This window comes from Paenibacillus glycanilyticus, from assembly GCF_051200795.1.
Taxonomy (GTDB): Bacteria; Bacillota; Bacilli; order Paenibacillales; family Paenibacillaceae; genus Pristimantibacillus; species Pristimantibacillus glycanilyticus.
Genome location: NZ_CP195155.1, coordinates 4,951,669 through 4,966,573 on the forward strand (window position 1 = coordinate 4,951,669; position 14,905 = coordinate 4,966,573).

The 14,905-nt window shown below is 46.2% G+C and carries 13 protein-coding genes; 4 read left to right on the top strand and 9 right to left on the bottom strand.

From position 1 onward, the window contains the following. The first annotated feature begins 149 nt into the window (after positions 1–149). Positions 150–965 carry a helix-turn-helix domain-containing protein gene (locus ACR9FF_RS22460; RefSeq protein ID WP_435164950.1) on the top strand — a complete coding sequence of 272 codons (816 nt, stop codon included), beginning with the start codon at positions 150–152 and terminating at the stop codon, positions 963–965. Positions 966–982: 17 nt separating this feature from the next. On the opposite strand, the gene ACR9FF_RS22465 is transcribed toward ACR9FF_RS22460, so the two are convergent. From ACR9FF_RS22465 to ACR9FF_RS22490, 6 genes are all read right to left on the bottom strand, one after another. Beyond that, positions 983–2,101: a GNAT family N-acetyltransferase gene (locus tag ACR9FF_RS22465; RefSeq protein ID WP_435164953.1), complete on the bottom strand. Its 1,119-nt coding sequence runs from the start codon at positions 2,099–2,101 to the stop codon at positions 983–985. Between the two features lie 128 nt (positions 2,102–2,229). Continuing rightward, the gene (locus tag ACR9FF_RS22470; protein WP_435164956.1) at positions 2,230–3,810 is read right to left on the bottom strand and encodes a response regulator transcription factor; all 1,581 of its coding nucleotides are present in this window, start codon (positions 3,808–3,810) and stop codon (positions 2,230–2,232) included. Continuing rightward, entirely contained in the window at positions 3,788–5,548 is a 1,761-nt protein-coding gene (locus ACR9FF_RS22475) for a sensor histidine kinase (protein WP_435164959.1), read from the bottom strand. Before ACR9FF_RS22475 ends, ACR9FF_RS22470 begins: the two co-directional genes overlap by 23 nt. Positions 5,549–5,584: 36 nt before the next feature. Beyond that, positions 5,585–6,454 carry a carbohydrate ABC transporter permease gene (locus ACR9FF_RS22480; protein WP_435164962.1) on the bottom strand — a complete coding sequence of 290 codons (870 nt, stop codon included), beginning with the start codon at positions 6,452–6,454 and terminating at the stop codon, positions 5,585–5,587. A gap of 19 nt (positions 6,455–6,473) precedes the next feature. Then, on the bottom strand, positions 6,474–7,382 hold the full coding sequence (locus ACR9FF_RS22485; protein WP_435164965.1) for an ABC transporter permease: 909 nt from the start codon (positions 7,380–7,382) through the stop codon (positions 6,474–6,476). 90 nt (positions 7,383–7,472) lie between these two features. Next, positions 7,473–9,134: an extracellular solute-binding protein gene (locus ACR9FF_RS22490; protein WP_435164968.1), complete on the bottom strand. Its 1,662-nt coding sequence runs from the start codon at positions 9,132–9,134 to the stop codon at positions 7,473–7,475. A 214-nt stretch (positions 9,135–9,348) separates the two neighbouring features. On the opposite strand from ACR9FF_RS22490, the gene ACR9FF_RS22495 reads away from it, so the two are divergent. The 3 genes from ACR9FF_RS22495 to ACR9FF_RS22505 all read left to right on the top strand — a co-directional run bounded on the left by ACR9FF_RS22495 (position 9,349) and on the right by ACR9FF_RS22505 (position 13,471). Beyond that, on the top strand, positions 9,349–11,361 hold the full coding sequence (locus tag ACR9FF_RS22495; RefSeq protein WP_435164971.1) for a beta-galactosidase: 2,013 nt from the start codon (positions 9,349–9,351) through the stop codon (positions 11,359–11,361). 26 nt (positions 11,362–11,387) lie between these two features. Further along, the gene (locus ACR9FF_RS22500) at positions 11,388–12,821 is read left to right on the top strand and encodes an alpha-L-fucosidase (protein ID WP_435164974.1); all 1,434 of its coding nucleotides are present in this window, start codon (positions 11,388–11,390) and stop codon (positions 12,819–12,821) included. Positions 12,822–12,991: 170 nt separating this feature from the next. Continuing rightward, a complete protein-coding gene (locus ACR9FF_RS22505) occupies positions 12,992–13,471 on the top strand; it encodes a hypothetical protein (RefSeq protein WP_435164977.1) in 480 nt (159 codons plus the stop codon). A 120-nt stretch (positions 13,472–13,591) separates the two neighbouring features. Here ACR9FF_RS22505 and ACR9FF_RS22510 read toward each other — a convergent pair whose 3' ends face one another. The 3 genes from ACR9FF_RS22510 to ACR9FF_RS22520 all read right to left on the bottom strand — a co-directional run bounded on the left by ACR9FF_RS22510 (position 13,592) and on the right by ACR9FF_RS22520 (position 14,858). Further along, a complete protein-coding gene (locus tag ACR9FF_RS22510; RefSeq protein WP_116394337.1) occupies positions 13,592–14,167 on the bottom strand; it encodes a manganese catalase family protein in 576 nt (191 codons plus the stop codon). 52 nt (positions 14,168–14,219) lie between these two features. Continuing rightward, a complete protein-coding gene (locus ACR9FF_RS22515) occupies positions 14,220–14,483 on the bottom strand; it encodes a spore coat protein CotJB (protein WP_244935612.1) in 264 nt (87 codons plus the stop codon). A gap of 225 nt (positions 14,484–14,708) precedes the next feature. After that, the gene (locus tag ACR9FF_RS22520; protein WP_236013581.1) at positions 14,709–14,858 is read right to left on the bottom strand and encodes a spore coat associated protein CotJA; all 150 of its coding nucleotides are present in this window, start codon (positions 14,856–14,858) and stop codon (positions 14,709–14,711) included. Positions 14,859–14,905: the final 47 nt, after the last annotated feature.

Below are 14,905 nucleotides of genomic sequence, written 5' to 3' on the forward strand. Positions count from 1 at the left end.
CAAAAGATTATTTAAGCCAGTTTCCCCACCCTTTCCGTACATATTTCCATTTATTATCTAAATTATATAAGATAGATTGCGGAAGGAAAATCAGGTATAATGCAAGTATGATATAAAAAAATGAAAGTAGAGATGCCATGAAGCACTATATGAAGCAAATGTTAGTCACCGCTCTGGATCGGACTTTGCCCATCTATATCGAGCTATTAGGATGGAATGAATGGCAGGATGAATTCATACGCCCTCAGGGCTACCACTGTTATCATTGGCTGCAGACGACAGGCGGAGAAGGACAGTTTGAATGCGAAGGCAAAACCATGATTCTAGGTCCGAATCAGGGCATCCTGCTGCCTCCGAACGTTCCGCACCGTTACAGTACGACATCTTACCCTTGGTCGACCTGGTATATTACGTTCAACGGCAATATGGCATCCATTTTGGTCTCTTCCCTTGGTCTCTCGACTTGCACTCCAATCAGTTGGGATCCTCATTCCCGACTATCCGGCATGCATCGGAGAAGCCGGAATCTAGCCAGTAGCAATTTTGAATTTAATGGCATGGACGGTTCAGCATTCGTGTACCGCTTCCTGATGGAATTAAAGCGCTCCGGACAAGTAGATAACCAGCGCTCCTTTTCCCAGCATACAGCTCGCGTCATTCCGTTAATCCGATACTTGGAAGAGAGTTATTCCGATCCTTCCCTTGGATTAGACAAACTAGCCGAATATGCCGGCATTAGCTCGCAGCGTCTGAACTACTTGTTTCGGATGGCAACGGGTATGAGCCCTTATCAATATCTCATTCACCTAAGAATTCAGAAGGCCAAGGAATGGCTAGTGAATGAAAAAAACCTCACCGTTAAAGCTATCGCTTTAAAAGTGGGTTTTTTAGATGCCAGTCACTTTGTATCTACATTCCGCAAAAACGAATCGATTACGCCTCAGAGTTATAGGGAGCTAAACTAGGCCAAGCGTCTGTCTCATCAGAACTTGTCAACTTTATACCAGAATAGAGGAAGAGGAAACCAGCCAGCCGGTACAGGGATAGGCATAAATCGACCATGCTGCGTAAGCAATAGCCGCTGCGCCTCTTCCTTGCTGAGAACAATAGCATCGGGCATAGCCGTTCGCTTAACGTCAACTCCGTTCGAGTCTACGCACGCCGTTACCGGCTGCCCGTTCATTACAGCGGAGAATTGCCCCTGTACGAGCCCGGTCGTCGTATATTTAAGCGTCAAATATGCCTCCAGCACATTGGCAAAGTCCAAGATATTGTACATATCGGAATTCTCAATGACGAAATCTTCAGCAAAGCTGCCAAGAACGGCATTTAGCGAAGCCTCATATTCGGGGGTGTAAATAACAATGCGCTCCTTGCCGCTGTACGCCAGATACGCCTTGATGGTTCGCGATAAATCCTCCGTATTCTCTAGCGCAATTTCGGATATATCATCGCCTTCTTGGTTCGTAATCAAATATCCTATCAATTTGCCGTTCTCCAGCACGCCCAGCGCCTTCTGATTAAGAGTGGTCAATATAAGAGGCTGCAGCTGCCGGTCACGCTGAACGTATGCAGACCGCGCAGCGTTTATTGCAAAGGCGAAATCCTCTCCCCCCTCGATATCAAATAGAGACCGAAAGGATATCCCCTTCCCGTCTACGTGCTTCAACGCATGACGCACGTTGGTATCTGTCACCGTATATTTGAACTTTACACCGCCAAGCGTGAAGCCGAAATACTCATATCTTTGGCGTTGGCCGTACAAAACGACCATATCGTGGTTATTGCCCAATTCCTCCAGCCACTTGTCCATGAGCACCTTCATATGTCCCTCTCCTCGTGACCGGGGATGCACCGATACAGTACCCAGATAACCGATCTTCAGGGAAGAGTTGCCCACCTTCACCAATTCCGGAAAAATGGCCACCTGTCCCCGAAGCTTTTCCCGCTCGTCCACAGCAACCATATGCATAGCGCTGGAAACGACATTCTTACCGTATGCTTTCGGCATAAGAGCTTCAAAATCCAAATGAAAAGCGTAATTCGCTAGATCAATACACTCCTCGCGTTCATCAGGTCTTGCCATTCTATATTGAACCATTTAACAAAGCCCCTCCTTAATAATAAAAACAATATTTGAAAGCGTTTTCAATTGTAGGCACATTAAACATTATAGCAAAAAATCAATCCTTTCGCCGCAGCGTTACCAGGACCTTAACTTTGAAGCTATTACCTGAACTCCTGCGGCGTTACTCCAAAATGCTCTTTGAAGACTTTAATGAAATAAGTCGGGTTCTTGTAACCCAGCATGCTTGCGATTTCGTATACTTTGTAGCGACTGTCCTTCAATAGAAAGACAGCCCTCTCCATTCGCAAACGAAGCAAATATTCGGATATATTTTCTCCCGTTTCGCGTTTGAATACTTTGGATAAATGAGTAGGGTGCATATACACGTGATCGGCAATCGCCTGCAGCGACACGTCTTCCGATAAATATGCCTGCACAAACTGATGAACTCTGGAGACGATGGAATGCCGGGAAGCGGACAATTCCGTGTTCAAATGCTCGCGAAGTCTGTTCAGCATCATCATGGCCCAGTGCTCCAATTCACCTAGGCTTTTCATTTCCCTTGACTCATGCAGCCCATAGTCGGCGAGTAGCCCCCCGTTTTTGTGCACGAAATAAGAAAAAGCGGATTTTAGCGAATAGTAAATTTCCGTCAGATGCTCATTAGAACCGCTGTACTTCTCATTCCATTCCAGGAAAATCTCCATCAACTTCCGGCTTGCTGCCTCCCAATTGCCCGCTTCCAGTAAGTGAGGCAGCAGTGGAGGCGTATACAACGAAGCTACTACATGGGAAGTGGTTCTAGCGTTATCCACCCCAAGACGAGCGGTATAATCGCCTTCTTGATCAACTTGCGAGCGTAAAGTTGCCAGACAGCGCTGATACAATTCTTCCATTTGAGATGGCAGGGAGCCCAAGGGAGATAGGATAACCGTAATGGTCAGGTGCAGCAGATCATTAACCGTCTTTTTAATCAGATCAACCAGTTCTTTGAATAGCTTCGACTGTTCAAGATTACGGTTTGGCGGTTGTACAGCGAACAATAGATGACCATACAAATCTTCACAGTTCCAGTAGTTAATCTGGTGATCCAGAAGCAATTCTTCTACGATATTGGCTACGGCGTACCCCATAATGGACATATCCGAAGGCTCATAGCGCCGCCCCCGATCCTCGATTCGTATCAAAACGAGGGATACCGGCCTGTCCGTATCGATTGCAATTCCGTACAGACTGAGCTGATCTTGCAGCTTTTTTTCGGGCAAAACCCTTCCCTGAATTATATTGTTCAGCAAATTGGAGCGGAGAACGGGCAAATTGAGATGAATCATAGATTGAGAATGCAGGTAGGCCAGCTTACGTTCCTGCTCCCGCTGCAAGCCTTCGGCAGCTTCTTGCACGGCTGCGAGCAATTCCTCATCCTTCACTGGCTTTAGCAAGTAATGAGAGGCTTTATTCTTTAGCCCTTGCTGCGCATAATCGAATTCGGCATGCCCGGTAAGCAGCAGACACTCTGTGTCCGGCCAATTGCTCTTAATCTCTTTAATTAATTCAATACCATTCATCCCGGGCATACGAATATCGGTAATGACAATATCCGCACCTTCTGCTTCCATGACAAGAAGAGCTTGTTTAGCGGAATAAGCTGTGAGCACATGGCTCATGCCTATTGTCTCCCACCCCCGCATGGCAGCGATGCTTTCGACCAAATGCTCTTCATCATCTACGATTAACAGCTTCAAGCTTCTCCTGCTCCTCTCTCCAACGCAACTCCACACGAAGTCCAGATTCGTTATTGATGGACAGGTGTAGTCCGGCACCCTCGCCATATCGAAGCTGAAGCCTCCGATGAACATTCTGAAGCCCACAGCTGTCGGCCCCTTCAGCAACCCTAGTAAGTAACCGAACTCTCAGCGAGTTCAGCTGCTCAGGAGTCAAGGTCCCTCCATTATCCTCAACCGTTATCTTGTGTTCCCCGTCGTTGCAACTCCCAACAATCTTTATAAACCCGATATCCTCCAAATTTTCAATCCCGTGGATGAGGGCATTCTCAACTATCGGTTGCAAAAACAAGCGAGGCACCTTAACCTTCAGCATGCTTGGATCCACATGGATGAAGTAATTGATTCTTTTCATGCGCAAGCGGTGAATTTCCAGATAGTCCTCTGCATTCTTAAGCTCTTCCCCCAATTCCACCATCTGCCGCTCCACTCGGGTCGAATACCGGTAGTAATCGGATAGATGGTAAGCCATCTGAAGCACGGCATCCTTTCTATCCAACTTGGTCATGCTGATTACATAGGAGAGACTGTTATATAGGAAGTGAGGATTGATTTGGGATTGCAGCTGCTTCAGCTCAGCCTCGCGCGCATGCAGCTTTTGCTCCAGCACATTCTCTATTAAAGTTTGAATCTGCTCCGCCATTTCGTTAAACCTGGAAATGATCAGCCGGAATTCGTTGCTGGCTTGGAATGAAATTCTGGACTTGTATTGCCCCAGCTTTATTTGCTGTACGCCTTTAATCATGGCACGAAGCGGCAATTGAACATTGCGGTACAACATCCAGGAAACGGCGATGCCAACGATTAGCAATAATCCAAGCACAAGATAATCCAACTGATTCGTCTTTCTTAGCGGCGTTAAAATATCGTGTAGAGGAACAATATTAACGACGTATCCATTAAGCGAATCAATCTTGGAATACGCAACTAGATAGGAGACCCCGCCCATAAATAAGGTAATATCCCCTTCTTTATTAAGAAGGGAATCATTTAGTAACGACAACGCCCCCTTAAGAAGCATCGGCGGCATTGAATTGGCAGCAAGATAAGTATTTTTATTTCTGTAAAAAAAAGCATCTCCGCTGTCTTGCGATTGAAATTGATTCAGTAATCGAACAATATCGTTCATATCAAAGCTGATTTCAATAATGGAATTAGCTTTACTAATGCCATCATTTCCTTGATGAGGTTCATAGGTCAGGTGTATAACCCTGCCGCGATCACCAGACCCGCTGTCGTTCCATACGAAATTCCAATTCTCTCGACTTAATTTCTCTAATCGGTCCACCTCATAACGAATACCATGAACGGTTGACAAAAGCTCTCCCGTATTGGGGGAATATACCGTGATGTCGTTGATCCAGTTTGTCGAAGCGCTTTGCAAATACAGCTTGTCCTGAATAACCTTTTTTCGTTTAACCTGTTCGTAGTAGCTGTTGGTCAATAAAGACAAATCCTGAAATTCAATGACATTCGGATCTCTGATCAACATTTGAGAATAGGTTTCCATCTGCATAATAATATGGTCTATCTGGTCAGCCAATGTGGATATACGGCCTGTACTCGATTCCTTTATCTGCTGGGTAATCACGCGTTCATTAACCTGGTTTGAATAGACAGAAACAATTAATACGGGGAGCAGCAATAATATAAGTGCACCTACCAGTTTCGAAAAGAGACTGCGTTCCTTGTTGATCATTGATGATAACTCCCGGTACCGATTTTTTTGCCTATTCTATTCCTTTACAGCGCCCATAGTCAATCCTTGCACAAAAAAACGCTGCAAAAACGGGTACACGATTAATATCGGGAGCGCCCCGATTAATATTTGAGCAGAACGTACGGTTCTTTCCGATAGGATCTGCAATTGTCCCGGATCGATATTCGTATTCCTCATATCGCCGCTTTGTATGATTGTTTGAAGGAAAGTAGCCAGCGGATATTGTCTATAATCGGTCATATAGATTAATCCGTCAAACCATGAATTCCAGTGCCAGACCATGGCAAACAATGATAGCGTGGCCAGAGAAGGAAGCGACAAAGGAAGATAGATTGAAGTTAAGGATCTTAAGTAACCTGCCCCGTCTATAAGCGCCGCCTCTTCGAGCTCCTTTGGAATGGCTCTAAAAAACTGCATCATGAGAATCGTATTAAAAACATTAACGGCAGACGGCAGAATAAGAGCCCAGAGCGTATTGGTCAAATGAAGTCCGGTAATGACCATATAGGTAGGAATGAGTCCGCCGTTAAAGAGCATGGTAAAGACAAAAAACCAGGAATAAAAGGACCTCCCGTAAAACGAGCGCGACAAGGTATAAGCGGCGGTAACGGTAAGAAACATGGACAGCAGGGTACCCGCAATCGTCCTCTCTACGGATAGAAACAATGATTGCAGGAACAAAGGATTATCCAGCGTTCTCAAATAGGCTTCTTTCGTAAATCCGACTGGCCAGAAATAAACCTGATTTGCCGTAGCAGCAGAACTGGAACTGAAAGAAACAGCAGCCACATGCAGAAGCGGTAGAATACACAGAATGGATATAGCCGTAAGCAGCAACGCATTGGTTGATGCAAACCAACGATAACGGAGTGTGTTACGATACATAGGATCAGCCTGCCTTTACTTAGAAAATACGGTAGTTACCAAACCGGTAAGCTAGTCTATACGACACGACAATCAATACAAAGCTGACTGCCGATTTGAACAAGCCGACTGCTGTCGCAAAGCTAAACGATCCGCCCATCAGACCAACCCGGTAGACAAAGGTGTCAATGATATCCCCTTCCCGGTAAACAAGCGGGTTATACAAGTTAAAGATCTGGTCGAACCCGGCATTCAGAATGTTACCCAGAGCAAGCGTACTCACAACGAGTATGACGGGCACCATGGCCGGCAAAGTAACGTGAAGAGTCTGTTTGAAACGGCCGGCTCCATCAATTTCGGCTGCTTCGTATAAGGCCATATTGATTCCGCTCATGGCTGCCAGATAAATAATCGTAGAGAATCCAAACTCTTTCCACACATCGCTTATAATGACCGTAATCCTGAACCATGTGCCGTCCCCCAGAAAGAAAACAGGGTCAGTGCCAGTCAAGGAGAGCAAATGGTTGACAATACCTTTATTGCCCAGTACGTCTGTAAGGATACCGCCTAGAATGACCCACGACAGAAAATGCGGCAAATAAACAAACGTTTGAACAAATCGCTTGAATACGATCGCTCTCACTTCGTTAAGAAGGAGTGCGAACACGATAGGCACCACGGTGTTTGCCGCTATTTTGAGAGAGGCTATCAGTAAAGTATTGTATATAACCTGAACGCTATCCGGATACGAAAACATATACCGAAAATGCTCAAGTCCTGCCCACGGCGAATGAAGAATGCCAAGACGAGGCTTATAATCCTGAAAGGCCATAAGCAAACCAGCCATAGGAGCATAATTGAATATAAGCAGACAGATGATTGAAGGCAATATAAGAAAATGTAGGGGCAGCTGGCGAATAAACCTTACCCTGCCTTTTTTCCATTCCATGATTTGTACAGCCCCTTTCTTCGATTTCATTGAGTAAGGCAGGCCTAACCTTATCATTGTTGCGAAAGGCCTGCCGCCATTGGCTTGTCTTTATTTTTTAACCGATTGGTACCAATCGTTTACTTCTTTCGTAATCTCGTCACCGCCCGAGGATTTCCATTTATCAACAAAGCTGTCGAACGAATCAGGCGACTCCTGCCCATAAATAATTTTCAGGAAGGTCTCGTTCTCCATTTTGCGAAGCAATTCGCCTTTTTGTGCCATCGTCTTCGTTGGCGGCCCGGTAAATTGATCATATACCGCAGCGTCATCGATGTAGGTCTGGAGAACCGCAGCAGCATCAGCCCATTTTTTCGGTCTTGCTGAGAAATACTTCTCGTAAGGGGTCTCAGGTTTAACCCCTTGACCTAGCTTAGCCATTACTTCAAGCTCTTTCTTTGGCGTTTGGATATCATTGCCATAAATCGAATATTTCTTCACGTCGATCCATCCGCCTGGAATTTTATCATGGTCATACACCGGCTCTCCGTTAACCATGACATAGTCGTAGCCTTCCGCCCAACCGTTGGCGAGCTCCGATTCAGGGTCATAGAAGCCTGGTCCCATAATAGCATCCAGATAGTTAAAGAAGGCCTCCATGTATTTGAAATCCTTATTGAAATAGAACCGAACGGATGATTGCGGCTCGCTGCCAAACCCCATATTGCCGTCTATGCCCGCAGGAATCTGCACAGGTACATAATTAAACTTCATATCCGCGTTAAACGGGTAAGTCGCCATCCAAGTAGGTCCAAATACCATGCCCGATTTCCCTTGGACGAAGCTCTCCGCTGCCTTCGCTTCATCCTGCACGCCGGCATCCTTGTCCAGATAGCCTTTGCTCATCCATTCGCTAAGTTTCGTAAGTCCTTCCTTGACCGTTGGTTGAATAGATCCGTATTGCAGGGTTCCATCCTCTGCTTGCGTCCAATAAGTCGGAACGGCTTTTTTTCCGAAAATAAAGTCACTCGAAACCATATACGTATCTTTAACGGCCGATACGCCTTTTTTTAGGGATACGGATAAGCCAATGGTATCCTTCACCCCATTGCCGTCCGGATCTTTATTTACAAATGCATCCATGACGTTTTCCATTTCATCAATCGTTTTTGGCGCTTTGAGCCCCAGCTTGTCCAGCCAATCTTGACGAATCCACAAGACGCTGAAGGAGCTGTTCGCATTAAACGTCGGAAGACCGTAATGCTTGCCGTCGTAGGTGACCGTATTCCAGATTTCAGGATACTTGGCGTACAGTTCTTTGATTCGCGGCGAAGCAAATTTATCAAACGCTTCATCTATAGACATTACTTTGCCGGAATCAACAACCTGGTTCTCTAGAGTAGGATCGCTTAATGTAAACACATCCGGCAGCTTGTCATTGGAATTAAGCAGCAATCGCAGCCTAGTAGCGTAAGCCTCCCCCGTGCCGACAGTCCAGTCCACCTTAAAATTAATACCAAACCTTTCCTTCGCCCAACGGGTATGAACGTTATCTTCGATACTCTCGCCATTCTTAAATTGGTTGTCAGAGCCGACAACGCGTCCGAGCGTAATGGTGGCTTCTTTACCCGCGGTATTCCCGTTGTTTCCTTGCCCATTCTGATTCGCGCTCGAGTTGGAATTCGGGGCAGTCGAGCTGCATCCCGCCGCTGTCAGTAGAGCAAGGCCTGCAATCAGGGCGACTGACGTCTTTCTTGTGAATCTTTTTTTCATTTCATGACCTCCTTGTATATGACTGAATTCCAGTATACTTCCCTCTCCCTAATCGATTAAATACGAATAAAACGAGAAATATGCAACTATTTTGGTCAGTTATTTTTAAGTTCATATTCTTATATAAATCGTTGTCTATTTTATATATCCTATTCACTTTACAGCATCTATTATAGTTTGTATCTTTTATAATTTTTATATGGCGGTGATCAACTTGTTATTTGCAGGAACAAACTACCATCCGCATGACTGGCCACCAGAGCGGTGGAGACGCGACATTGAATTCATGCGCGAAGCTTCTTTTAACATTGTCCGGCTCGGGCATTTATGTTGGGACAGCTATGAGCCTTCCGAAGGGAATTTTACGTTTGAGTGGTTTGACGAGGTTATGGACCTGTTCCATGAAGCAGGGATCCAGGTTGTACTTGATATCGCCACCCGCCCTGCGCCTACTTGGCTGCATAAGAAATACCCGGACATTAGTCTCACCGATACCAATGGTATTCGAATGGAAGCACAATCACGTTATATGGAGGATATCGGGCATCCGGCCTTCCAGGAATATGCGCTGCGATTCGCCGAAAAGCTGATAGGCCGGTACCGAAGCCACCCTGCGCTATACGCTTTTGGTCTATGTAACGAGCTTGGCTCCGGGGCTCCTTCCTATTCCAACGCTGCAAGGGATCGTTTTATAGAGTGGCTTAGCCAAAAATACGAGACAATAGGTAATCTGAATGCTGCTTGGACCTCCCAAAGATGGTCGCGCAAGCTGGGCAGCTTCCATGATGTTGTCCTCCCTGTATCCGGTAAGGTTCAAGGCGCTCCGGAACGTGTTCTGGATATGTGGCGTTTCTATTCAGACGAAACGTTAGCCTATATGCAGAAATTGAGCGATCTAGTCAAAAAATTAGCTCCGGGTGTAAGAGAGACTACCAATCACTGGTCTGAAAATCCCGGTTACGGATTCGATTACTTGAAGCAATACCGGGAAATCGTAGATTTACCGGGCATCGGCTTCTATCCGGGCACCAACCCTGAAGACAGGCGCGCTTTGACGGCTGCGTGCTTCTTCATGGATCACCGTACCGGAGAGCTTGACGAACCTATATGGTGCCTCGAATTCCAGACAGGCGATTTTGGAGGCTACGGATCTCCTCGTAAAGCGATGAGAATGTATGCATATTTATCTCTCGTTTATAGATCTCAGGCAGTTTGTGCTTGGACCTGGCGCTCTATGCTTGGGGGAGAAGAACAGTATATATTCGGCCTGCTCGATCATGACGGTGTTCCAGGCTGGAAATATGACGAATTCAAGCAATTCTCGGAGGAATTCAAGCTGCTGCAGGACCATGGCTTCCCGCGAAAAACAAAACCGGAAATTGCCATCGCTTATTCCTATGAAAGCTTGAAGGTTATGGCCGGCAACCGCAGCTACTATAAATCTGATTATACCCATCAGGTGCTTCAAGCTTACGATTCGGTTGTTAGAGCTAACCTAGACTGCAACATCGTGAATTTGCGAGATATGCGCAAGGACTACAAAATCCTTCTTGTTCCTGGTCATGCTGTCATGGACAAAGCCTCCGCTGCAGCTATTCGTTCCTTTACGGAGAATGGCGGGACCGTTATCATGACAGCTTACTCTGCTAAGGTCAATGAACACAACCAAGTATTCGACACAACCTTACCGGGGGAGCTCAGCGATGTATTCGGCATCCGTTGCGGAGCGTTCACGCGCACCAGAAGCCATACTCCTTCCGAAAACGCCGGAGGTCTGGAGAAGGTCGAGCTTAGGCTGGAACGTGAGCGTCCGGTTATTCAACTCGGGGATTCGAAGCATGTTCCTGAGATCGATTATTATGAGATACTCGAAGTCCGCACTGCAGAGGCAATGGCCACTTTCACAAATACGCTTGAATCGTCCCCTGCCGTTACGAGGAACCGTTATGGTAAGGGAGAAGCTATTTATGTCGCGATTCCTGCGGAAACTTCCTTTATAAGCTCGCTGCTTGAGCAGCTTTATCCGGATCTGGGTATTATCAAGGGGCCAATTACTCCTCTTGGCGTAGTCGCGCGCAGACTTGAGGATGATTCCGTCATCTACGTAAATACGACTGGCACGGAGCAAGCCATTACGCTCAACAAGCCTGCAACGGGGTTATTGACGGGTCGCCGTTTCGATCAAGTGATGGTCCTTAGCGGCTATGAAGCAGAGCTATTAATTTAAGATCTACCATTAGGAGGAGACCACATATGACAGAACGCATCAAACAAGTTGCGCAAATCGCACCTTCAGCAAGACAATTGGCCTGGCAAGAGCTTGAGTTCTATTCCTTCATTCACTTCGGAGTTAATACGTTCACGGACAAAGAGTGGGGACTTGGAGACGAAGAACCCTCGATCTTTAATCCAAGCGATTTTGACGCAAAGCAGTGGGTTGAGGTATGCAAATCGGCAGGCATGAAAGGACTCATTCTGACCTGCAAGCATCATGACGGTTTCTGTCTATGGCCGAGTTCGCATACCGATCATTCGGTTAAGAATAGTCCGTGGAAAGACGGAGCAGGCGACATGGTACGTGAAGTAGCCGATGCCTGCCGCGAAGGCGGATTAGCCTTTGGTGTCTATCTGTCGCCATGGGACCGGCATGATCAGCGCTACGGAACCGAGGAATATAACGATTACTTCAAGGATCAGCTTCGGGAGCTTCTCACCGCCTATGGAGATGTCTTTTGTGTATGGTTTGACGGCGCATGCGGAGAAGGACCTAATGGCTTAAAGCAAGTGTACGATTGGGACGGCTATTACGAAGTTATTCGCGAGCTTCAACCAAATGCGGTCATTTCCGTATGCGGTCCGGATGTTCGGTGGTGCGGCAATGAGGCTGGACATACGAGGGATTCGGAATGGAGCGTTGTTCCCGAAGAGCTCCAGGATTGCGAGAAAATTCAGGAGGAATCCCAGCATGTCGACGATGGCGAGTTCTCCAAACGCTCTAATTCCCGCGACGAGAATCTGGGAAGCAGAGAAGCCATTAAGAACAAAGAGAAGCTAATATGGTATCCCGCTGAAGTAAATACATCCATTCGGCCAGGATGGTTCTATCATTCCGCCGAAGACGACAAGGTAAGAAGCCTTGAGGCCCTGCTCGATATTTATTACAAATCCGTTGGAGGCAACTCTACATTTCTATTGAATCTACCTCCAGACCAACGGGGGCTTATCCATGAGAACGACGCCTGTCGCATGGCGGAACTTGGTCAAGTCATCAGAACGGTTTTCCAACATAACCTTGCCTCCGGGGCTGTTGCAATTGCAGAGGAATCGCTTGATGAGGAGCACAATGCAATGCGCATGCTTGATGGCAGCAAAGATACTTACTGGTGTCCACTGGAAGGAACTGAACAGGCTGTTATTGACATTGACCTTGGGACTACCCAAACCTTTGATACCATCGTACTGCAAGAACATATTCGCTCTGGCCAGCGTATTGAAAAACTTCGTATAGAGGTTCTGGAGGACGGAGTATGGAAGCGAGCAGCCGGTTGCACGATTGTAGGCTATAAACGTATCCTAACCTTTGCTGAAACCACGGCAAGGCAGATCAGACTGGTAATCGAAGAATCCCGTTGGTGTCCGACGATTTCCACATTTGAAGTATATTCCAGCACTGGTCAAAAAAGATAAAACAACAACAATTTTGTAAAGTTATTTAATTATAAATACCGCAGCAACCCTTAAAGTGACTATGCTCCCCTTATGGCGGACAGGTGAAAAATGCAACCTGATTACTGTAAAGGGGAGCTTTTTACGAATTACGAATGCCTATCACGCTTATTGGAATTCAAAGCGAGATCTTGAAAGAAGGGTTAGTCAGAGGTAAACTGCTGGAACTATTGTTTGATGTTGCGGATGCCGACGAACAGTTTTTCTATCAATTCCTGCAATTAAAACGAAGGGTCAGAAAAGGAATTACAGAAATTATGGAACTGAATGTTACAAATCCGGTTTCGCGTAAGGATCTTGCCTACTTGTCTGGTCGAAGTTTGTCGACATTCAAACGCGATTTTCAAGCGATACATTATACCTCGCCCCTGCGTTGGATTCGTAATCGCCGGCTGGACATAGAAAGAGACATGCTGCTTCATACGTTTGCTTCCGTTACCGATATATGCTTCTCAGTGAGTATTTCAAGAGCGGCTGCCCCAATAGTTACGTTCAAAAAAACTAAGTTCTTCAGTGGCCCCAAAATACCTCAAATATTTTTCGTCCCCAATCCGTCCCCAATTACCGAAATCGGGTACTTTACCGCTAATAAGCATCGTTTTAAAAAATAAGAAAAAACCCTTGAAACACAAGGGTTTTGAGTGTTTTATTATGGTGGAGCCAAGGGGGATCGAACCCCTGACCTCATCTCTGCCAGAGACAATATTCTTTTCCCATATTCTATGGTTCAATTAGACCTTAAAAACTTTCTTCGTGCCCCAATCAGACTTAATCATCTCAACCGCTTCTCTGAACCTCAACGAATGGACAATCTCACGTTCACGAAGAAACTTTAAGCCATCCTGTAAATCCACATCATCAGTCATATCGATTAGCCATTGGTAGGTGGCGCGTGCCTTCTCCTCAGCGGCAATATCCTCATACAGATCAGCGATTGGATCTCCTTTCGCCTGGATATAAGCTGCAGTCCACGGAACACCCGAAGCATTCACATACATCATACCATTATCATGGTTGACAAAGTTCTCTCCTAGCCCCGCCTCATCCAACTGCCTAGGAGTTGCATCTTTTGTCAATTTATAGACCATTGTAGCGATCATCTCCAAGTGGGCAAATTCTTCCGTGCCTATATCCGTTAATAGCCCTATGACTTTATCCGGAATCGAATACCGTTGATTCAAATATCGCAGCGCAGCGGATAATTCGCCATCTGCCCCACCGTATTGCTCAATTAAGTATCTGGCCATCCTAGGATCACATTTGCTTACCCTGACGGGGTATTGCAACTTCTTCTCGTATAACCACATCCGTTTGACACGTCCCCTTTCTCAAGTGGAAATACAGGCTCAAACCGTGTTACTACACCTGCCACGGCCATGGACTTTGAGACCACTGCCAGGGATAATTTGAGAAGCTGTTCCCGAATTGAAGCGTTGGGCCGTATAGGCTTTCGAACGCCTGCCTGCATTGATGCTGCTGCATTGCAAGCTGATTAAACTGCTGGATCGCCTGTGCGTCATGCGGATGGGTGTCCAAATATAAGGTCAATTCCACCAAGGCAAAACTTATCGCCTGAAGCTCTTCCAGCTTGCTATAGTATTGTTCGTCCAGAACAATGCTCAAGAAAATCAACCTCCTCAAAAGAATTGCGAAGCAATTCTTACTTCGAAAGCATAAACCTTAAGAATTGTCACCCATTTGGCCATTCTCTGGCCATTTGTGATAATTCTTACTTCGTAAGCGTAAACCGAGAATTGCGAAGCAATTCTTACTTCGTAAGCGTAAACCGAGAATTGTCACACATTTGGGCCAGTACCTGGCCATTTGTGATAATTCTTACTTCTTACTTTACAAGTAATACCTGGACTGATAGGAGCTGAACAATGCCGGCCAGAGCGTTCCCCGCCTTAATGCCTCATGGATAGGATACTGGGGCAGCCCCTGCGGCTGATACGGGATAAACAGGTGAGGCGGTAAGACATAAGTTTTCAGTTTCATCGGCGGACATGGATCGCATGGACCGATAAAAGGCTCATACACATGGA